Consider the following 19,344-nt stretch of genomic DNA (forward strand, 5'->3'; position numbering starts at 1 on the left):
AATAGTTCATGGCATTCAACCGTAAAAAAATCGCTGTTATCGGTAGTGGCTTCACTGGTGCAACAACTGCATTCATTTTGGGGCAAAAAGAGCTGGGCGACATAGTATTGGTTGACATTCCGCAACTGGAAAACCCAACAAAAGGTAAAGCACTCGACATGATGGAATCCTCACCAGTATTAGGCTTTGATGCAAGCATCACAGGTACTGCGAACTATGAAGACATCAAAGATGCTGATCTCGTCATCATCACAGCAGGTATTGCCCGCAAGCCTGGCATGTCCCGCGATGACCTGGTTAACACCAATGCTGGCATTATGAAATCTGTTGCAGAGCAAGTAAAAACATATGCACCTAACTCTATCGTGCTCGTACTGTCCAACCCAGTTGACGCGATGACGTACACCTTCTTCAAAACGTCCGGCTTTCCGAAAGAACGCGTAATCGGTCAATCCGGCGTTCTGGATACGGCTCGTTTCCGTACCTTCGTGGCTATGGAGTTGAACGTATCTGTAGAAGACGTAACAGGCTTCGTTTTGGGTGGTCACGGTGATGACATGGTTCCATTGGTTCGCTACTCTTATGCTGGTGGTATCCCATTGGAAAAATTAATCCCGAAAGACCGTCTAGATGCCATCGTAGAGCGTACCCGCAAGGGCGGCGGCGAGATCGTAAACCTTTTGGGGAACGGTTCCGCTTACTACGCACCTGCGGCTTCCTTGGTACAAATGGCTGAAGCCATCATCAAGGACAAAAAACGCATTCTGCCATCCATCGCTCTTCTGCAAGGGGAGTACGGCTACAACGATCTCTACCTGGGTGTACCGACTCTGCTCGGCGCAAACGGGATCGAGAAAATCATCGAATTGGATTTGACTGCCGAAGAGAAAGCAGCTCTCGACAAATCTGCTGACTCTGTACGCAGCGTCATGGCTGTTTTGAAATAAGATCCATACATGTAAGACGCCTTTCTTTGGGAAGGCGTCTTTTTTGCTTGATAAAGTGGCTCTAGTGGGGGAAGAAGCGAATTCCCAGTCTACGCTTCGGCCTACGCCCTGCAAAGGGGATTGACTGTCCGCTCCAGAGGCGCTTGGCCTGGAAATTCGCTTCTTCTACGCAGCTTTTTCTTTATCTTAAAGTAAAATCTAAAGAAGTGCCTTCAAAAGCTCCGCTGTGTTGACTTGCAAAACGTACTAAAAGCACGAAATACATCCACAGCTGTACGAAAGCACTGTCACATGTTTGGAAGGAGACCGCCCGAACGAAGAGAGGATACAGGCGACTGGAAAACATGTGGCAGGGCTTCTCCCGACCATTACAGCCAGAAGACCTTTTTCATGTAGATACCTTTACCTAAAAGCGGAATACTATTGCCAAGCAATAAGTTCTATATGCCCTTTCAGCATGTCTTTACAAAAAAATTACTTGTTTTCCGCAATGAGCCTTGGCAGACTGAGTATTGTAGAGAGAAGCATTTTTCAGGGGACGTAGGTTAGAAAATCGAGCGCAAGCATTGCAACGCTAGGGGGAAACAGACAGATGATCAAAGTATTGGTAGTGGATGACGAAGCTTCCATTGTAAAGCTATTGCAATTTAATCTTGAAAAATCAGGTTTTCAGGTCGTGACTGCTTTTGACGGTAAACAGGCCTTGGACATGGTCAAGAGCGAGCAGCCTGATTTTATCATTCTTGATTTGATGCTTCCCAAGATGGATGGAATGGATGTATGCAAAACCTTGCGCCAGGAACGCAATAATACCCCGATCTTGATGCTTACAGCGAAAGATGATGAGCTCGACAAGATTTTGGGGCTTGAGCTTGGTGCTGATGATTATTTGACAAAGCCTTTTAGCCCGAGAGAAGTAATTGCTCGCGTGAAGGCCATCCTGCGGCGGTTTCAGACCACACCAGAAGCGACTACAGCGCCCCAAGATGTGTTGCTCCAATTTGGGGATATTCGCATCTATCCGGAGAAATACGAAGTGTTTTGTAAAGACGTGAAGGTTGAGCTGACGCCAAAGGAATTCGAGCTGCTTAACTATTTAGCGAGCCACCAAGGTCGTGTACTGACGCGCGATCAATTGTTGAACGCTGTTTGGAACTACGATTTCATCGGGGATTCTCGAATTGTAGACGTGCATGTCAGTCATTTGCGCGAAAAGCTTGAGGATGACACGAAGAACCCGAAATACATCAAAACAGTTCGTGGATTAGGATACAAATTGGAAGGATAACGGAGGATTTACCTTGACTCGCTTTCGAATCAAACTCACTTTGACTATTTTGGGTTTAATCTCTCTCGTACTATTGGTAATGGGGATGTATTTTGCCAAAGTGCTGGAGAATTCCTACCTCCAATCACTGAATGAGCTATTGTCCCGCGAGTCGAAGCTCATCTCTCAGGCGGTCCGTTTCCCGAACGTCTTTACCGATAAAGCGACGTTAGCGGATCGGGTCACACAAGTAGCGCCAACGGATGAAGTACGGATTACCATTATCGACAAGGATGGTCAGGTGATGTACGACAACTCCTCCCACTCGGAAGAGATGGAAAACCATCATGATCGACCGGAGATGATGGCAGCGTTAAAAGGAGAAACAGGAATTTCCCGCCGTTTCAGTGAGACGCTCGGCTATGACATGATGTACGTTGCAGTACCTGTTGAACTGAACAACGAAATATTCGGTGTTGTTCGTTCAGCGATGTCGATGAAAGATATTACCGATACGATCCACAAGATGTGGTACAGCTTGCTCACCGGTTTATTGGTTACTTTGGTAGTCGGATCGATTGTCGTTTCCCGCATTTCCTTTTCCATTATTCGTCCGATCGAGGAGATCACCCGAGTAGCCCGCAACATTACACAGCGCCAATACGAGAGCCGTGTGAGAATCAAAGCAAAGGATGAGATTGGTCAGCTTGCAGGAGCGATCAACTTCATGGCATCGAGCCTGGAGCAGCAGATGTACGAAATCTCGGAGAATCAGCAGCGCCTAGCAGGTGTGCTGACCAATATGACGAGTGGCGTGATCTTCATTTCTGAGCAACGTCGGATCATGCTGGTCAATCCCGCCGTTGAAAAGCTGTTGGGGACTGCTGGACATGAGATCGTAGGGAAGCTGCATATCGAGGCAGGCAAGAGCTTTGGGCTCAGCCAATACATCGACAGGTGTCTCGACAGAAGCGAGAAGTTCCGTCAAGAGGTACACATCTATTACCCGCAGGAACGCATCCTTGACGTGAATTTTGCTCCCTATATTAACTTCAAGGGGGAGTCGAGGGGTGTAGTCGTGGTGCTGCATGACATCACCGACATTCGCCGCTTGGAGAAGATGCGCAGTGATTTTGTGGCTAACGTATCGCATGAGCTACGCACGCCGATTACCTCGATCAAGGGCTTCACGGAGACCTTACTTGAAGGGGCGATGCAGGACGAGGAAACATGTCGCAACTTCCTGCAAATCATCTCAGATGAGAGCGAGCGACTCTACCGGATGATCCGCGATATTTTAGACCTGTCCAAAATCGAGCAGAAGCGAATCCCCTTGCATCTGAGTCAGGTTCACTTGCAGGATTTGATCAGTTCGGCAGTTGCCATCATGCATGACCAGGCACAGCGCAAGGAATTGACGATCACACTCCCTTCACCGAAGCCAGATATTTGGTTGATGACGGATAAGGATTGCTTGCAGCAGATCATCTTGAATTTGTTGACGAATGCGATCGCCTATACGCAAGAAGGTGGGAAGATCAACGTTAAGACACAGGCAGACAGCGAAAACATCACCATTCAAGTTATGGATACCGGGATCGGCATTCCGGAAAAGGATCTCACGCGTATTTTTGAGCGGTTTTATCGCGTAGACAAGGCGCGTAGCCGCGATTCAGGTGGAACAGGTTTGGGCCTCGCAATTGTGAAGCATCTCGTGGAAAATTTGCACGGACATATCAGTGTGGAGAGCAAGGAAGGAAGAGGGACAACCTTCTCAGTTACACTTCCCCTTACCTAAAAAGCTGCTGTAAAAACATTTACACAAACAAAATAGTAGCTTTACTTCTACAATACAATCGCCTTGTACCATTTGACATGTCAGACACTAGAAGGGGGAAGAGGGAAATGTCACGGCACGCTTTTGAAGAACAGCAGGATGTACTGCACCGCAAGCTCATGACGATGGGCACATTGGTGGAAGAAGCTATTCATAAATCCATTAAGAGTCTGGTTGAGCGGGATGCTGAACTGGCTGAACAGGTTATCGCAAGCGATCCTGTGATCAATGAGTTGGAGCAAGAAATACAGAGCGATTGCTTCCGTCTCATTGCATTGCAGCAGCCAGTCGGAGGTGACTTGCGACGCTTGGGAACCATGTTGAAGCTGGTGACGGATTTGGAGCGAATGGGTGATCATGCCGTTTCCATTGCGAAGACGACCCGGCGCTTGATGGCGGACCCGTACGTGAAACCCCTCATCGACATTCCGATGATGGCTGATCACGTCAAGGCTATGGTGCGCGATTGCTTAAATGCGTATATTGCACGCAATAAAGAAGCGGCAGAAGAGATTGCTGCACGCGACGACATTGTTGATAAACTGTACTCCACGATTTTCCATGATCTGATTGAATTGATGACGAAAAACAGTCAGGCCATTTCGCAAGGAACGCATTTGCTCTTGGTCGCGCAATATTTGGAACGGATTGCCGATCATGTTACGAACATTTGCGAATGGATTATTTATATGTCGACTGGTAAAATGACGGATTTGAATAAATAATACCCGCATGACAAAAAGCCGCCGTGAGCTATGAATAATAGCTTGCAGCGGCTTTTTGTAGACAGACGCCTATTTCCCCTGTTGTGCATACAATACATCGTTTCAACCGCAGCGAGAAGATGTACAGGAGGGAAAAGCAATGACGAACAAAGTGCGCCATATATATGCCGCAGGGAATACTGCGCGAGGATACAAGACATTTTATGACTCCGTATTGGAAGGCTTGGAGCGCGTTTATATTTTGACAGGGACAGTGGAAGGAATTACATCGCCACTGATCGAGTCGATTGGAAATCAAATGGCACGAAAAACAAACGAAGTGGAGTGGATTCATTCCCCTTTTGTGAACGGACAGTTTGATGGTGTCATTTTTCCTCACTATAAAGTAGCGATCATGGACGGGAGCTATCCGCGCATGTGGAGACCAGCTTCCCCTGGCGTAACTGAAATTCAAGTCAATTTGCAGGCGATGGTAGACGTTGATCAGCTCGTGGATGACAAAGACCGGATCGCGGCCTGGTACGAAGAGATTTTTAACAAGAGTGAAGAGGCTTATCTAGCTTTTGGCGAAGCACTGCGCATCCATGATGAGTGGGAAGCCCCTTACATTGAAAACCTGGACAGAGAAGAAGCCAATCGCGTCACGGAAGAAGTCATCGCGCTATTCTTCAGGGATGAGCAGCTAGAGAAGAAAGCAAAAGTTCGGCGTATGTACTTGGGGGCTGCCACTCCACAGGGACCAGTCGATCATATCATGAAGCTGACAGACCAATTGCAGAAACGTTACTTCATCAAGGGCAGACCAGGCTCTGGCAAGTCAACCATGCTGAAAAAGCTGGTGAAGGAAGCCCAGACACGGGGTTTTGATGTGGAAGTGTATCATTGTGGTTTGGACCCACACAGCCTCGATATGGTGATTGTACCTGAGAAGAGCCTCGCTATTTTTGACAGTACGGCTCCGCATGAGTATTTTCCTAGCAAAGAGACGGATGAGGTTATTGATATGTACGAACGCGCGATTACCCCAGGAACCGATGAGAAATATGAAGAAGAATTATTGGATATTAAGGTAAGATATAGCCAAAAAATAAAAGAAGCCACAGCCAATCTTGTCGCAGCCAAAGAGCTGCGTGACCAGTTAAACACCACGTATCAGGAAGCTGTTGACCAGCAACGTTTGAAGGCTGTCTCGCAAGCTCTCGTAAGCAGACTGACAAAGATGGGCTAATGGTATTTAGATCGTAGAATGAAACCCGTTCGACTGCTCATACTACAATAACGGAAGATGATCGTTGTTGGAGAATGGAGGTGAGCAGCCGGATGGGTTTTGCTATGACATTGGCTCTGTTACTGTTAATCAATCCCCTCGACCCGACGAATTTTTTGCAGATAGAGATGGAGGACAAGACGGTAGCTATTCTCAGTCGTGCTGATTATTCTCTTCCCTTTGATGGTGTTCCATTAGTTGATGAAAGCAAGCTTGCGCGAATGGTGGAAGAGGTGGCGAAAAAAGCCCACATCGAGCCCACCAATGCGACGATTAATAACGCCGGGGCCATTGTTCCAGAAACCAAGGGAAGAAGGTTAGATGACCTGGCATTTCGCGCACGCTTTTACGATTATTTTTACGGTACGGGAGCCGCAAGCTTGAATGTTAGCTACAAAGAGGTATTCCCGAAGGTAGACAAGGCTCTCATGAGTCAGGTTCGGAAAAAAAGGATCGGACAGTATGCGACCTATTTCAATGCAGGCAACCGGAATCGTGTACACAACATCAAACTCGCCTCGCAGGCGATTAACAATTACGTTGTCTTGCCAGGAGAAATTTTTTCTTTTAATAAGGTAGTGGGCCAGCGTACAAAAGAAAAAGGGTATTTGCAGGCACCTATTATTGTTAGAGGAGAGCTATCGGAAGGCATTGGGGGAGGAATCTGCCAAGTATCGTCTACTTTGTTCAATGCGGTAGACCAGGCAGGCTTGCACATTATGCAGCGTTATTCTCACAGTCGAAACGTAGCGTACGTACCTCCAGGCCGTGATGCAACCGTGAGCTGGTACGGCCCTGATTTTGTGTTTCAAAACAAATACGCCTATCCGGTCTTGATCCGGGCGATCGCGAGCAACGGAAGCATGTACGTGACGGTTCACTCTTTCCCAGAAATTGAGCATGAGCCACGAAATGTACCAAGCGTACGCCGCACGACCCCTGAGGAAGCACCGGATGCTCCATCTATTTTGCATGAAAATGGGCCGACAATTCCTTGAGGGTAAAGGGGGTGTCGGTTTTTCTTTTTTAGTACGAGGCTGCGGTGGGGAGAAGAATATTTCCAGTCTAGGCTCCAGGCTCCGTCCCTCGGGGATGTTTAGACTGGCCGCTCCGAAGGGATTTGCGGGGAAACGCAAAAGTGGTAGCCGCTTCGTAGCACAGGCACGTTGCGTTTCTTTTGCCCGCAGATCCCTTCTCCGCTCGGTAGGACTCCACAAGTCGCTACGTCTGGAAATATTCTTCTCTAACGTAACTGCGCACATTCTTTAATCTTTTAAGGCATTTAAGATCCGTTTAACACGGAAAGCTCGTAGAGGAAACAGGAGAAATAAGCGAAGATCTTAGGGACGCCGACCGAGACGGAATGCAAAAAGCGAAACACGGCTTTAAGCGTCCACCTCTGAAACACATCTTGAATGGACCACTTTGGACGCGGTTTCGCTTTTTGCATGGAGTCGGGCAGTCAATCCCCCAGCGGGTGGCCCTAGAAGCTGGAGCGTTTTCTCCTGTTTCCTCCCCACCACGACAACCCGCCCAACTCATGCTTTTAAAAGGTTACCTAATTAAAGTTTAACCTAAAGAAATAGTTGCCACGGATAGAAAAACATCGTATAGTTTTCATGTGATAAATTTCGTGTACGAAATATTACTTAAGAAAGGAGTGCGCTATGAATAAATCACTGCTTATTCGGGACTTGTTAAAACGGTTGAACAAGACATTTGGAACAATGGCCACAAAAGAACTGTCCCAATATGGTGTGACTGTCCCGCAGCTAATGGTCATTCGAGAAATACACCCTGATCCCAAAACGATTGGCCAGATAAGCAAAGCCGTAGACTTATCGTACAGCACCGTTTCTGGCATCATAGATCGTTTGGAACGAGAACAACTCGTAGAACGCGTACGTGATGAGAATGACCGGCGTGTTGTCTGGATTCGTAAAACACCGAAGATTTCGGAGCTGTTCGCAAAGGTTGATTTTTTCTCAGAGAACTTTTACAAGCGTATTTTCCATGGATTTTCCGATGAGGATTTAGACATCATTATTCAGTCGATGGAAACATTGATTGCGAAACTAGAAGAACGAGAAAGTTGAGGAGAAACCATGAAGCGAAAACTGGTTTTGTATGTCATTTTGCTCCTGTTCGTGGCAGGTGGTGGAGGAATCGGTTACTACTATTGGTATCAAGGTGCACATTATGTGACCACACAAGATGCTCGGATTGCGGGAGACATTTATCGCGTCATGCCAAAAATGACAGGCAAACTGACCGGACTCGCTGTCAAAGAAGGCGACACCGTTATAGCAGACCAAATCGTAGGGCAGCAAGATACAACTAACGTAGCAACGACGATGCTGGAAAACAGCGTGTTGCGTTCTCCCATTACAGGTACCGTGATTAAAACGCAAGCAAAAGAGGGAGAGATTGTTTCGGCAGGGCAATCGGTAGCTCTCGTGATGGACGAAAACAAATTGTACATCTCCGCCAATTTGGAAGAGACTGAGATCGAACGGTTGAAACTCGGCCAAAAAGTCGATTTTACGATTGACGCTTACCCAGGTAAGAAATTGGGCGGTCATTTATTGGAGATCGGAAAGGCGACGAATTCTACATTTTCCTTGATGCCAGCGACCAATACGAGCGGGAACTTCACCAAAGTAACCCAGCGTATCCCGATCAAAATCGCTATAGATGACACAGCAGGTCTGGACCTCGTGGCCGGATTGAATGCCGAGATCAAAGTGCACGTGAAGGAGATGTAATCAAGCATGAAAAAGACAGCACAATGGAAAACAATCGCTGCAGTCATGGCAGCCGTTTCTATTATTACGGCGGGCTGTAGCGAGACATCTTCTGCATCGCAAACGAGCGAGAGCGTCCCTGTCGTGAAGACGTGGAAGGTGACCTCTGCCTCTACGGGTGTCATTGCCAACGGTAAGGTGGCAGCATCTGAAGAGATCCAAGTCGTTTCTAAAGTATCTGGAAAAGCAGCGAGCGTGAAAGTAAAAGAAGGCGCAGTCGTCAAGCAGGGCGATGTACTGGTCACGCTAGAGGCAGCTGATTATCAGCAGCAGATCAATCAGGCACAAGCAGCCATTGCAGGCGCTCAGGCAAAGCTGAGAGATACGAAAGCAGGTGCGCGCAATGAACAGCTGACGCAGCTTGGGAGTATTGTCACCCAGGCAGAAGCCAGCCTGAAGGTGGTCGAGAGCAACTACAATCGGATGAAAGCACTTTTTGATGCAGGCGCATTGTCCCAGGCTGAGCTGGAGAAATCTTCGCTGGAATTGGAAAAGGCGCGTACAGGTCTTGAACAAGCGCAAGCTCAATACGATCTGGCAAAAGCAGGCCCAACTGCCGACACGGTAGCGGCTCTGCAAGCAGAAGTAAGCCGTTTAGGCTCCAATCTGGAGCTGGCGAAAAGCAATTATGACAATACCATTATTCGTGCGCCAATCACAGGTATCGTCGCCAAGCGCTCGGTTGACCCGGGAGAAATGGCAGCGGCAGGGACACCTCTCATGGTGCTAGTGAATATGGCAGATGTCAAAGTAGAAGCAAGCGTACCGGAAAACCAAATCAACCAAGTGAAGGTCGGCTCTACTGTTGATGTGAAGGTAGGCAGTCTGGGGGGAAAAGTGCTGAAAGGTACCGTTGAGTTTGTCTCTCCGATTTCGGATACCAACAGCAGTTCTTTCCCAGTCAAAGTGAAGGTAAATAATCAGGACGGCTTGCTGCGCGCAGGTATGGTAGCAGAAGTCATGCTCCAAGGTCAGGCAACGCCAGGAACAAAATTACCGACGTCAGCCGTGCTGGAGAAGGACAGCAAGCATTACATCTATACCGTAAGCGACAACGTTGTACACCAGGTAGAAGTTGCGGTAGAGAACGCAAGCGGCGACTGGACAACTGTCACGAATGGCGTCAAAGACAATGATCAAATTGTACTGAACCCGACAGACAAACTGTCCGAGGGCAGCAAGGTGATCGCAAACTAACGGGGGTGTTGACACATGGCGGAAGCGGTGGCACACCGAGAGGAGAAAAGAGGGAACAGCGGCATGTGGCTGTCTCTTGTCGCCATCCTCTCAGGAACCTTCGTTGCGATTCTGAACAATAGCTTGATTAACGTTGCCCTGCCTGCCATGGTCAATATTTTTGGTTCGACTACCGAGACCATGCAGTGGGTATTGACCGGATATATGCTGGCAAATGCCGTCATGATTCCGATGAGCGGCTCGTTGTCTGCCAAATTCGGGGCGAAAAAAATATTTGTACTCTCCTTATCCGCGTTTACATTTTCGTCCATCCTTTGTGCCTTGGCGTGGAGTGACTCTTCGCTGATTGCTTTTCGCGTCGTGCAAGGTGTCAGCGGGGGGATGATCATGCCAATCGGGATGTCGATGATTTACATGATCGTTCCGCGTGAAAAGATCGGAATGGCATTGGGGATATTCGGGATTGCTTCCATGACAGCCCCTGCGCTGGGCCCGACATTGGGTGGATATCTCATCGAATTTTTAAGCTGGCAATTTCTTTTTCTGGTCGGTGTACCCTTTGGTATTTTTGCGGTGATCATGAGTATCGTTCTGCTCAAGGAAACGCCGAAAAAGCCAGAGTTAAAGTTCGACTTTATGGGAGCATTTCTTGCCATCGTCGGTTTCGGGACCCTGCTGCTCGCCTTCAGTAAAGGGCAAGCAGAGGGCTGGACCTCCTTTTTCATCGTCAGTCTGTTTTTCGTTGCCGTGATGAGCTTGATCCTGTTTGTTTGGGTAGAGCTGGGGAAAGAAAGTCCGCTGCTCGATTTGCGGCTTTTGAAGATTCCTACCTTCACCATTAGTATTTTGACTTCGGGTTTCGTCATGATGGGGATGATGGGCGGTATCTTCCTGATGCCGATTTTCCTCCAGAACATTCAGGGATTGACGGCCATGGAGTCTGGAATTCTGCTGATGCCGCAATCGATTGCTATGGCGATCATGATGCCAATCAGCGGAAAGCTGATGGATAAATACGGAATCGGACCGATCGGGTTGATCGGCTTGACCATCATGAGCATCACGACGTACGAACTGCACACTCTATCTGCTGACAGCATGCATTCGTGGATCGATATGATCTTGACCATTCGCGGGATTGGAATCGGATTGTGCATGATGACGCTGTCTACTGTAGGGATGAACGCCGTTCCGCGTGCAAGTGTAGGGGATGCCTCTCCGCTGTCCAACGTATTGCGCCAAGTCATGAGTTCGTTTGCCATTGCGATTTTGACAGTCATCATGCAGGCGCGTCAAAATTTCCACATGGCCTCAATCTCTGACAACTTGAATACGGATATGGCGATGCAGTTTATCAGTGGCATTTCAGGAATGTATGCACAAGTAGGGGTAGATGCGGCGAGTGCGACAGGGGGAGCCAGCGCGATTTTATACGGAATGATGGCAAAAGAATCGTTGGTCCAAGGCATCGGGGATACTTTCCTCGTCTCCGTTATCCCTATTGTCCTCTCGATTCCACTTCTGTACTTCCTGCATAAAAAGCCGAAAAAAACGCAACAGGTGCCAGCAACCGAAAAGGCAACAGCCTAATAGCAAGGGGCAATTCCGCAAGTCTTATCGAAGACTTCTTTGGAATTGCCCCTTTTGCCTGTTAGGACATCATTTTAAATAACCAGTACAAAATCCGTCCGACGATGTAGCCAAGAAGAACTGTCCAGCCAATCTTCGCCCAAATACTCAGTCCCTTGACGAATTCACGCAAGCTTTTTCGGTTCTCCGGTTGCTTGTTCAATGGAGGACACTCCTTTAGCAGGTTGGTTAAAACGAATGAACACATAAATGCCGGCGATAATGATCAGGCCGCCGATCCATTGCGGAGGTGTTACCACTTCACCCAAGATGAAGTAAGCGAGAATCGCAGTCCCAATCGGTTCTCCCAAAATCCCCATGGATATCGTCGTCGTATTGAGCCATTTAATGATCCAGTTAAAAATAGAATGTCCAAGCAAGGTCGGGAACAGGGCGAGACAGAAGAACCAGCCCCAATCTGCCGCAGGGTAACCGACGAGCGAATATCCGAGTGCCAGATCGTAGGTGACCAGAATCACGCTGGTGGCTGTATAGACGACCAGTGTGTAGGCAAAGGAGGACATATGTTGGCGAACGTACTGCCCAACCAGCCAGTAGCCCGTCACAGTGACAGCTCCCATCAATGCGAGGAAATCACCCCACAGAGCCATGCCGCCTACTTGAAAGTCTCCCCAGCCAATCACAAAGCTTCCCGCAATCGCCAGCAAGCCGCCGGATAGAGCCAGAAATCGAACTTTTTCACCAAAAAAGAAATAACCGCCGATGAATGCAAATAATGGCTGCAAGGTAACGAGCACAGTAGAACTGGCTACAGACGTGTAGTTCAGCGATTCAAACCACAACAGAAAGTGGCTTGCCAAAAAGGCCCCGGATAAAATACAGAGTAGCCACACTTTTTTGGACATTTTTCCAATCTCTGCGATGGCGCCACGATTCCAGAATAAAAAAGGAAGCGTTAAGAGAACAGAAAAAATCAGGCGATACGTAGCGATAATCGGAGCAGGCGCATCCGATAGCTTTACAAAGATCGCAGAAGAGGAAATGGCGATCACCCCGATTAAGAGAGCCAAATACGGGGGGAATAACGGTTTTTCCAAAGATTGATTCATCAGTACACCTTCTTATGCGGGTAAGGTCATGTTTCATTATTGTAATTGTACAGTTGGATTAAAAAATTCACAATGTTATGTGTACCTCACCGCTTGAAAGGTTTCTTTTCAATCCGGTTATCCTACTGGCATGAGAAACTTACAGGCTATTTTCCGTATCGCTGCTTTCATACTTATCCTCATCTGTATCCCGACGCGAAGCGAGGCATTGCCGCTCACCCCCTTTCACATTTTGATTGATGTAGGTCATGGGGGTGTAGACTCGGGAACTTCTTATGGGGATTTGTACGAAAAAGACATCAACCTGCAAATTGCCAAGCAACTATACCAACAGTTGACAGAAGCTGGCTATACGGTGGCCTTGAATCGGAACAATGATATCGCACTGAGCGATGAGAATCGGTGGTTGGACAACCGATCGAGGCATATTCGGGATTTGGCGCAGAGGAAGAATTTGGCGAAAGAGATCGGTCCCCAGATGTTGCTCAGCCTGCATGTAAACTGGGCGTCTAATACGCGACGACGCGGTGCCATTCTCTTGCACCAAGATACCGAACAAAGTTATATGCTGGCAGAGCTGCTGCAAAACTCGCTGAACAAGCTGACAGGGACGAACAACCAACCAGTCAGGGGGAAGACGTACTACATGTTGCGTCATAACTACTGTCCGTCTGTCATCGTGGAGATGGGTTTTATCAGCAATGCGCATGACCGCGAAATGTTAACGAATCCCAAAGCACAAGAAAAAATCGCTCAGGCTATTACAGAAGCCGTGAGCGAATACGTAAAGCTGTCGGGAAATCTGAAAACGGAGGCTCGTGTGAAGGAGAGCTGGTGGCGAAAATTAATGAGCAGTTTGCTGGATAAGCTTTGAAATGGTTACAAATTCGGCCTCCTTCTGAATTCGCGGGATGTACTGGCGCAGAACGGAGGCTGTTTTCTTGCCAGGAGGCCCAACATGACCTATCGCGATACATAGGGGATGGTTGTGGATTCGTTTGCAAACGAGCTCCATTTGCTTCGTAATATGTGGGACAGAGTACACGTCATCGAGAAAAATTTGATTCACTGCATGGGGCACGCCCATTTCAGCCGCTATTTTCGCCGCCACGCTTTTATCAGTGGTCTTGCTATCCAGGTAAATGAGGCCACGCTCCTTGACGACCTTCATGATGATGCGCATAAGTCGCTCGTCAGCCGTTATTTTTGACCCCATATGGTTGTTCATGCCAATCGCATGTGGCACATCGTCAATCGCTTTTTCCACGCGACTGCGAATCTCATCGTCGGACAGATCAGCCGTAATGGCTCCAGGACCGAGCCAGGAGCGCTTTCCTTTCATCGGCTCCATCGGCATGTGAACGAGTACATCATGTCCTTTTTGATGGGCGAGCTCGGCATCCTGCTTGGTGCTTGGCAGAAACGGCATGACGGCAACCGTGAGAGGGACTGGCATTGATAATATTTCCTCCGTCCCTTGCATGTTGTTCCCGAAGTCATCAATGACAAATGCCATCAGCTTTTTGCCTGCGGGCTCGGCATCTGCATGTGGAGTCGCTGTTGCTGGTATTGACCCGAAGGAAAGAAATAGCGTGAGCAAGAGCGGAATCAATTTCCTCGCATTCATAGGATCACCTTCCTTGTCCATTTTTTTCATAGTCTGTTCAATCACCTTGTTCTTTACCCGCCATATCTACGGCTTGGCTTTGATGTTTGCCCTATGTTACGATTAAAGATAGTAGTTTTGTAACGAGAGGGGTCGAATTCCTTGAGTCATTTTGTGTTGATTGATGGAAACAGTGTTGCGAACCGGGCGTTTTATGCGCTCCCTTTATTGTCCACATCGGCAGGACTGCATACGAACGCAGTGCTGGGCTTTACGACTATGCTGTTAAAAGTGTTGGAGGAAATGAAGCCAACGCATATCATGGTTGCTTTTGACGCGGGAAAAGTCGTGTTTCGCCATAGCGAGTATGCTGAGTACAAAGGGGGACGCAGTAAAACTCCGCCGGAGCTGTCTGAACAGTTTCCATTGATTCGGGAGCTGTTGGATGCCTTCTCAATCAAACGCTTCGAGCTGGAAGGCTACGAGGCGGATGACATTATCGGTACGTTGACGAAGCAGGCAGATGGGCAAGCTTGGAAAACGACTGTCATTACCGGAGACAAAGATATGCTGCAGCTCGTGTCTGAGCATGTATCCGTCGCTTTGACGCGCAAGGGAGTCAGCGAAATCGAGCTGTACACTCCACAAGAAATTCACGAAAAGTACGGCCTTAAGCCGCTGCAAATAATTGATCTGAAAGGCTTGATGGGTGATTCATCCGACAACATTCCAGGTGTCCCTGGTGTCGGGGAGAAAACAGCGCTGAAGCTGCTGCACGAATACGGCTCTGTCGAGCAAGTACTGGAAAACATCGATAAAGTCTCGGGAAAAAAGCTGCAAGAGAACCTGCGTGAGAATGTAGACAAGGCGAACATGAGTAAAGCCTTGGCAACCATTTTGCGTGAAGCGCCTGTGGAGCTGGATGTGCAAGAGACTGGCTATGAAGGTTATGATGGTGTACCGTTAAGCGAGTTCTTTAAAAAGATGGAGTTCAAATCGCTGCTGTCCAAGATCAAAGTGGCACAGCCAGCAGAGGGAAGCGGACAAGCAGACGCTAAGCCGTTTTCGTTTGAGATGATTTCAGAGGAAAACAAAGCGGCATACGAGTCCAAGCTGACGTCACCAATGGCTCTTTACATCGAAATGGACGGGGAAAACTATCATCATGCGCCATTCCTCGGAATTGGACTGGCTGCGGAAGATACGGTGATGTTCGTTCCGTGGGACGTAGCTAAGGAATGGAAGGCACTCTGTGAGTGGCTGGCTGATTCCGCGAAGGAGAAGTGGGTATTTGACGGCAAGCGAGACACGGTTGGACTCGCCTGGCATGATTTGGTGATAAAAGGCATCAGCTTTGATGTGTATCTCGCCTCTTACCTGCTGAATGCGACTGAGAGCAACCCGACATTGGATAGCATAGCGGCACAATACGCACAAACACGGGTATTGTCAGATGAAGAGGTGTACGGCAAGGGTGCCAAGCGTCTTGTTCCTGAAATGGACGTGCTGAGCGAGCATGTAGCGCATAAAGCGGCCGCAATCTGGCAGAGTGTGCCTGTATTGCGCGAGCAGCTGGCGGAGAACGAAATGGAAAAGCTGCTCGGTGAATTGGAAGCTCCGCTGAGTATGGTACTGGCTCTCATGGAAAAGCAAGGCATAAAGGTAAACAGTGAGCGCCTTGTGCAAATGGGGGAAGACTTGGACAAAAAGCTCGCAGGTCTGACAGATCAGATTTACGAGCTGGCGGGTGGGGCATTCAACATCAACTCGCCGAAGCAATTGGGTGAAATTTTGTTTGATCGCTTATCTCTGCCTGTATTGAAAAAGACCAAAACAGGTCCTTCTACCAGTGCAGATGTATTGGAGAAGCTGGCTCCTTATCATCCGATCATCGATGCGATCCTGACCTTCCGTCAGCTCGGCAAGCTCCGCTCTACGTATATTGAGGGCTTAACCAAGGAAATCCATACGAAGACGAGCAAGGTGCATACACTTTACAACCAAGCGACTACAGCTACAGGGCGCCTGTCCAGTACGGACCCGAATCTGCAAAATATCCCGATCCGCATGGAAGAAGGACGCAAGATTCGCGAGGCGTTTATCCCGTCGGAGGATGGCTGGTACATGCTGGCGGCCGACTATTCCCAGATTGAGCTGCGGATTTTGGCCCACATTTCGCAAGACGAAAACTTGATTGACGCCTTCCAAAAGGGAATGGATATTCATACCCGCACTGCCATAGACGTATTTGGTGTGGGTGAGGAAGAAGTGACCTCACTGATGCGTCGTCAGGCCAAAGCGGTCAACTTTGGGATCGTATACGGCATCAGCGACTACGGTCTGTCGCAAAACCTCAATATTACCCGCAAAGAAGCTGGGGACTTTATTGAGCGCTACTTCGCTGTCTTCTCCGGTGTGAAGCGCTGGATGGACGAGATTGTCCAACAGGCGAAGGTAGATGGCTATGTGACGACCTTGTTGAACCGCCGCCGCTACCTGCCTGATATTCGCAGTAGCAACTTTAACCTGCGTTCGTTTGCCGAGCGTACTGCGATGAATACGCCGATCCAGGGTACTGCTGCCGATGTGATCAAGCTGGCGATGATTCGCATGCAGGAGGCAATCGAGGAGAAAGGTCTCGCTAGCCGCATGCTTTTGCAGGTGCACGATGAACTTGTATTTGAAGTCCCAGAAAATGAGCTTGAGGTCATGCGCAAGCTGGTGCCAGAAGTGATGGAGAGTGCACTGTCACTCAATGTGCCACTCAGGGTGGACGTCAGTGATGGACGTACTTGGTACGATGCGAAGTAGGCATGCCTAGACAATAAAACATGGATAGACAGCGAGAGGAGGAGGGCATATGCCAGAATTGCCGGAGGTAGAAACCGTCGTACGGACTCTGCGTGGCTTGGTCATGGGAAAAACGATTGAGAGAGTAAGTGTTCATTTGGCGCGTATTGTGCGTCAGCCAGATGATGTGGAAGCTTTCAAATCTCTCTTGGTGGGACAAACCATCCAGGATATCCAACGGCGGGCAAAATTCATTCAGTTTTTCTTAAACGAGGATGTGCTTGTGTCCCATCTGCGAATGGAAGGGCGCTATGGCGTGTATCAAGCGGATGATCCCGTTGAGAAGCATACCCATGTCGTCTTCCATTTTACGGACGGAACGGAGCTGCGTTATCGGGATGTTCGCCAGTTCGGGACGATGGATCTATTTCCTAAGGGGAAGGAAACAACCGTCGGACCTTTGGCAAAACTGGGAGTAGAACCGCTAGATAAGAGTTTTACTCCTGAAGTTTTGGGGAAATTGGTAAAAGGACGGTCAACAAAAATTAAGCCACTTCTCCTAAACCAGGAATGTATTGTAGGGCTGGGGAATATTTATGTGGACGAGTCACTCTTTAAAGCAGGCATTCATCCGGAGAAACCAGCAGGAATGCTGACAGATAAAGAAGTTATCCGACTGCACGAAAGCATCGTCTCTACCTTGCAAGAAGCGGTAGAACAAGGTGGTAGCTCCATCAAGTCGTATGTGAACGGACAGGGCGAGATGGGAATGTTCCAACAGTCTCTATTAGTTTATGGACGAAAAGATGAGGCATGTACGAAGTGCGGGGCCGAAATCATTCGGTTTGTAGTCGGCGGCAGAGGGACGCATATTTGCCCGGACTGCCAAAAGAACCAGTAACCTCGAGAAGTTTTTCACAAAGCAGTGATAACAGTTCGACCAAGGGAGGAGGATGGGCATGATACTAGGGTTAACAGGCGGAATTGCCACTGGGAAAAGCACGGTGACAGGTATGCTTCGAGAGCGCGGAATTCCTGTCATTGACGCTGACCAAATCGCCAGAGAGGTCGTAGAACCAGGTAAAGTAGCCTATGAAGCGATCGTGCGCCATTTTGGAAGAGAAATCCTATTGGAAGATGGTCAAATTGATCGGAAAAAACTAGGTGAGATCGTGTTTTCGGACGAGTCCGAGCGTCAAAAGCTGAACGCCATCGTCCATCCCGAGGTACGCCGCGTTATGCGGGAAGAGGCCGAAGCAGCGGAAGCGAATGGAGCCGAGATCGTCTTTATGGACATTCCTCTGCTGTATGAGAGCAAGCTTACGCATATGGTAGAAAAAATCGTGGTCGTCTATGCGCCCTACGAGATGCAATTGGCGAGAATGCTGGAGCGCGACGAATTGGAAGAAGAACAAGCACGAAAAAGACTGCGGGCGCAGTTTCCCATTGATCAGAAGAAGCAAGGCGCAGACTTTTTGATCGATAATTCTGGTTCGCGTGAAGAAACCGAGCGTCAAGTGGAGGCCGTATTGGCCGCGATTCGATCGGAGCGTCAATCATGAGTTTTGGCAAACGTGCAGCATTGATCTTGCTCGTTTTGGCGAGTGTATTTCTGCTGCTAAACACGCCATTGGTGTGGAAATGGATGTACCCGATCAAATATGAGCAACAGATTGTGACGGCTGCACTGAAATATGAGGTGGACCCTCATTTGGTATTGGCCGTCATTCGTTCCGAGAGTGGGTTTGCGACAGATCGCGTTTCGAAAAAAGGTGCCGTCGGGCTCATGCAAATCATGCCGGAAACAGCGCAGTGGATCGTCAAGGAGGCGGGCTTCCGTCCAAAGGACAGTCAATACTTGTATGACCCTGTCATGAACATCGAGATTGGGACATGGTATCTCGATTTTTTGCTGTCCCGCTATGATGGGGATATTGTCAAAGTCATTGCAGCCTACAACGCTGGTCCGGGGAAAGTAAACGGATGGCTCGCGAGTGAGCAATGGAACGGAACTCGAGAGACGATTGAGGACATTCCTTATGGGGAGACTCGTCAATATGTCCAGCGAGTGCTCTATTATCATGATCGTTACAAAAATATATACGACTTTCAATTACGTTAAAAGTCATGAAAAGCCGCTTCTCTTATGGATAAGAGAGCGGCTTTTTCCTCTTTTTTTGGGTAGGGTAAATCGTCCAAATATTT

18 protein-coding genes are annotated in these 19,344 nt (G+C 48.5%); 15 read left to right on the forward strand and 3 right to left on the reverse strand.

The window, feature by feature from the left end; genetic code table 11:
- The first annotated feature begins 8 nt into the window (after positions 1-8).
- The 10 genes from mdh (at position 9) to HPY27_RS16185 (ending at position 11,634) form a co-directional block, all read left to right on the forward strand.
- Complete coding sequence (mdh, locus tag HPY27_RS16140) at positions 9-947, forward strand: malate dehydrogenase (protein ID WP_017250758.1); 939 nt, start codon at positions 9-11, stop codon at positions 945-947.
- Between the two features lie 592 nt (positions 948-1,539).
- Complete coding sequence (locus HPY27_RS16145) at positions 1,540-2,235, forward strand: response regulator transcription factor (RefSeq protein ID WP_017250759.1); 696 nt, start codon at positions 1,540-1,542, stop codon at positions 2,233-2,235.
- Positions 2,236-2,248: 13 nt separating this feature from the next.
- Positions 2,249-4,012, forward strand: coding sequence for a two-component system histidine kinase PnpS (gene pnpS, locus HPY27_RS16150; RefSeq protein ID WP_017250760.1), 1,764 nt, complete (start codon positions 2,249-2,251; stop codon positions 4,010-4,012).
- Between the two features lie 107 nt (positions 4,013-4,119).
- Positions 4,120-4,776 (forward strand): phosphate signaling complex protein PhoU, encoded by a 657-nt coding sequence (phoU, locus tag HPY27_RS16155; RefSeq protein WP_007725330.1) that lies wholly within the window; start codon positions 4,120-4,122, stop codon positions 4,774-4,776.
- 139 nt (positions 4,777-4,915) lie between these two features.
- The gene (locus HPY27_RS16160; RefSeq protein WP_069846047.1) at positions 4,916-6,004 is read left to right on the forward strand and encodes a PRK06851 family protein; all 1,089 of its coding nucleotides are present in this window, start codon (positions 4,916-4,918) and stop codon (positions 6,002-6,004) included.
- 92 nt (positions 6,005-6,096) lie between these two features.
- A complete protein-coding gene (locus HPY27_RS16165) occupies positions 6,097-7,041 on the forward strand; it encodes a VanW family protein (RefSeq protein WP_017250763.1) in 945 nt (314 codons plus the stop codon).
- Positions 7,042-7,710: 669 nt separating this feature from the next.
- Complete coding sequence (locus HPY27_RS16170) at positions 7,711-8,139, forward strand: MarR family winged helix-turn-helix transcriptional regulator (protein ID WP_017250764.1); 429 nt, start codon at positions 7,711-7,713, stop codon at positions 8,137-8,139.
- A gap of 9 nt (positions 8,140-8,148) precedes the next feature.
- On the forward strand, positions 8,149-8,808 hold the full coding sequence (locus HPY27_RS16175; protein WP_173623101.1) for an HlyD family secretion protein: 660 nt from the start codon (positions 8,149-8,151) through the stop codon (positions 8,806-8,808).
- Between the two features lie 6 nt (positions 8,809-8,814).
- Positions 8,815-10,044: an efflux RND transporter periplasmic adaptor subunit gene (locus tag HPY27_RS16180; protein WP_174225436.1), complete on the forward strand. Its 1,230-nt coding sequence runs from the start codon at positions 8,815-8,817 to the stop codon at positions 10,042-10,044.
- Positions 10,045-10,059: 15 nt separating this feature from the next.
- Entirely contained in the window at positions 10,060-11,634 is a 1,575-nt protein-coding gene (locus HPY27_RS16185; RefSeq protein WP_174225437.1) for a DHA2 family efflux MFS transporter permease subunit, read from the forward strand.
- 61 nt (positions 11,635-11,695) lie between these two features.
- Here the strand turns inward: HPY27_RS16185 and HPY27_RS16190 are convergent, their stop codons facing one another.
- Positions 11,696-11,836, reverse strand: a complete 141-nt coding sequence (locus tag HPY27_RS16190) for a hypothetical protein (RefSeq protein WP_158265714.1) — start codon at positions 11,834-11,836, stop codon at positions 11,696-11,698.
- Complete coding sequence (locus tag HPY27_RS16195) at positions 11,799-12,743, reverse strand: DMT family transporter (RefSeq protein ID WP_017250768.1); 945 nt, start codon at positions 12,741-12,743, stop codon at positions 11,799-11,801. The genes HPY27_RS16190 and HPY27_RS16195 overlap by 38 nt, the downstream gene beginning before the upstream one ends.
- A gap of 130 nt (positions 12,744-12,873) precedes the next feature.
- Here HPY27_RS16195 and HPY27_RS16200 point away from each other — a divergent pair, with 130 nt between their 5' ends.
- Positions 12,874-13,617: an N-acetylmuramoyl-L-alanine amidase family protein gene (locus HPY27_RS16200; RefSeq protein WP_017250769.1), complete on the forward strand. Its 744-nt coding sequence runs from the start codon at positions 12,874-12,876 to the stop codon at positions 13,615-13,617.
- Here HPY27_RS16200 and HPY27_RS16205 read toward each other — a convergent pair.
- On the reverse strand, positions 13,588-14,370 hold the full coding sequence (locus tag HPY27_RS16205) for a divergent polysaccharide deacetylase family protein (protein WP_254476162.1): 783 nt from the start codon (positions 14,368-14,370) through the stop codon (positions 13,588-13,590). The genes HPY27_RS16200 and HPY27_RS16205 overlap by 30 nt on opposite strands.
- 141 nt (positions 14,371-14,511) lie before the next feature.
- On the opposite strand from HPY27_RS16205, the gene polA reads away from it, so the two are divergent.
- From polA to HPY27_RS16225, 4 genes are read left to right on the forward strand one after another with little or no spacing between them, the layout of a single operon-like run.
- On the forward strand, positions 14,512-17,160 hold the full coding sequence (gene polA, locus HPY27_RS16210) for a DNA polymerase I (RefSeq protein WP_174225438.1): 2,649 nt from the start codon (positions 14,512-14,514) through the stop codon (positions 17,158-17,160).
- Positions 17,161-17,209: 49 nt separating this feature from the next.
- On the forward strand, positions 17,210-18,040 hold the full coding sequence (mutM, locus tag HPY27_RS16215) for a DNA-formamidopyrimidine glycosylase (RefSeq protein ID WP_069846024.1): 831 nt from the start codon (positions 17,210-17,212) through the stop codon (positions 18,038-18,040).
- A 52-nt stretch (positions 18,041-18,092) separates the two neighbouring features.
- A complete protein-coding gene (gene coaE / locus HPY27_RS16220; RefSeq protein WP_069846022.1) occupies positions 18,093-18,701 on the forward strand; it encodes a dephospho-CoA kinase in 609 nt (202 codons plus the stop codon).
- On the forward strand, positions 18,698-19,261 hold the full coding sequence (locus HPY27_RS16225) for a lytic transglycosylase domain-containing protein (RefSeq protein ID WP_017250774.1): 564 nt from the start codon (positions 18,698-18,700) through the stop codon (positions 19,259-19,261). The genes coaE and HPY27_RS16225 overlap by 4 nt, the downstream gene beginning before the upstream one ends.
- The last annotated feature ends 83 nt before the right edge of the window (positions 19,262-19,344 follow it).

The sequence above is a fragment of the Brevibacillus sp. HB1.1 genome (assembly GCF_013332445.1).
Classification (GTDB): domain Bacteria; phylum Bacillota; class Bacilli; order Brevibacillales; family Brevibacillaceae; genus Brevibacillus; species Brevibacillus porteri.

Excerpts from the sequence above, each read along its gene's own strand:
- mdh (WP_017250758.1), top strand. The coding sequence starts at position 9 with ATGGCATTCAACCGTAAAAAAATCGCTGTTATCGGTAGTGGCTTCACT.
- HPY27_RS16225 (WP_017250774.1), top strand. The coding sequence starts at position 18,698 with ATGAGTTTTGGCAAACGTGCAGCATTGATCTTGCTCGTTTTGGCGAGT.
- phoU (WP_007725330.1), top strand. The coding sequence starts at position 4,120 with ATGTCACGGCACGCTTTTGAAGAACAGCAGGATGTACTGCACCGCAAG.
- HPY27_RS16200 (WP_017250769.1), top strand. The coding sequence starts at position 12,874 with ATGAGAAACTTACAGGCTATTTTCCGTATCGCTGCTTTCATACTTATC.
- HPY27_RS16185 (WP_174225437.1), top strand. The coding sequence starts at position 10,060 with ATGGCGGAAGCGGTGGCACACCGAGAGGAGAAAAGAGGGAACAGCGGC.
- HPY27_RS16160 (WP_069846047.1), top strand. The coding sequence starts at position 4,916 with ATGACGAACAAAGTGCGCCATATATATGCCGCAGGGAATACTGCGCGA.
- coaE (WP_069846022.1), top strand. The coding sequence starts at position 18,093 with ATGGGCATGATACTAGGGTTAACAGGCGGAATTGCCACTGGGAAAAGC.
- HPY27_RS16145 (WP_017250759.1), top strand. The coding sequence starts at position 1,540 with ATGATCAAAGTATTGGTAGTGGATGACGAAGCTTCCATTGTAAAGCTA.
- HPY27_RS16165 (WP_017250763.1), top strand. The coding sequence starts at position 6,097 with ATGGGTTTTGCTATGACATTGGCTCTGTTACTGTTAATCAATCCCCTC.
- HPY27_RS16175 (WP_173623101.1), top strand. The coding sequence starts at position 8,149 with ATGAAGCGAAAACTGGTTTTGTATGTCATTTTGCTCCTGTTCGTGGCA.
- HPY27_RS16205 (WP_254476162.1), bottom strand. The coding sequence starts at position 14,370 with ATGAATGCGAGGAAATTGATTCCGCTCTTGCTCACGCTATTTCTTTCC.
- mutM (WP_069846024.1), top strand. The coding sequence starts at position 17,210 with ATGCCAGAATTGCCGGAGGTAGAAACCGTCGTACGGACTCTGCGTGGC.
- HPY27_RS16170 (WP_017250764.1), top strand. The coding sequence starts at position 7,711 with ATGAATAAATCACTGCTTATTCGGGACTTGTTAAAACGGTTGAACAAG.
- HPY27_RS16195 (WP_017250768.1), bottom strand. The coding sequence starts at position 12,743 with ATGAATCAATCTTTGGAAAAACCGTTATTCCCCCCGTATTTGGCTCTC.
- HPY27_RS16180 (WP_174225436.1), top strand. The coding sequence starts at position 8,815 with ATGAAAAAGACAGCACAATGGAAAACAATCGCTGCAGTCATGGCAGCC.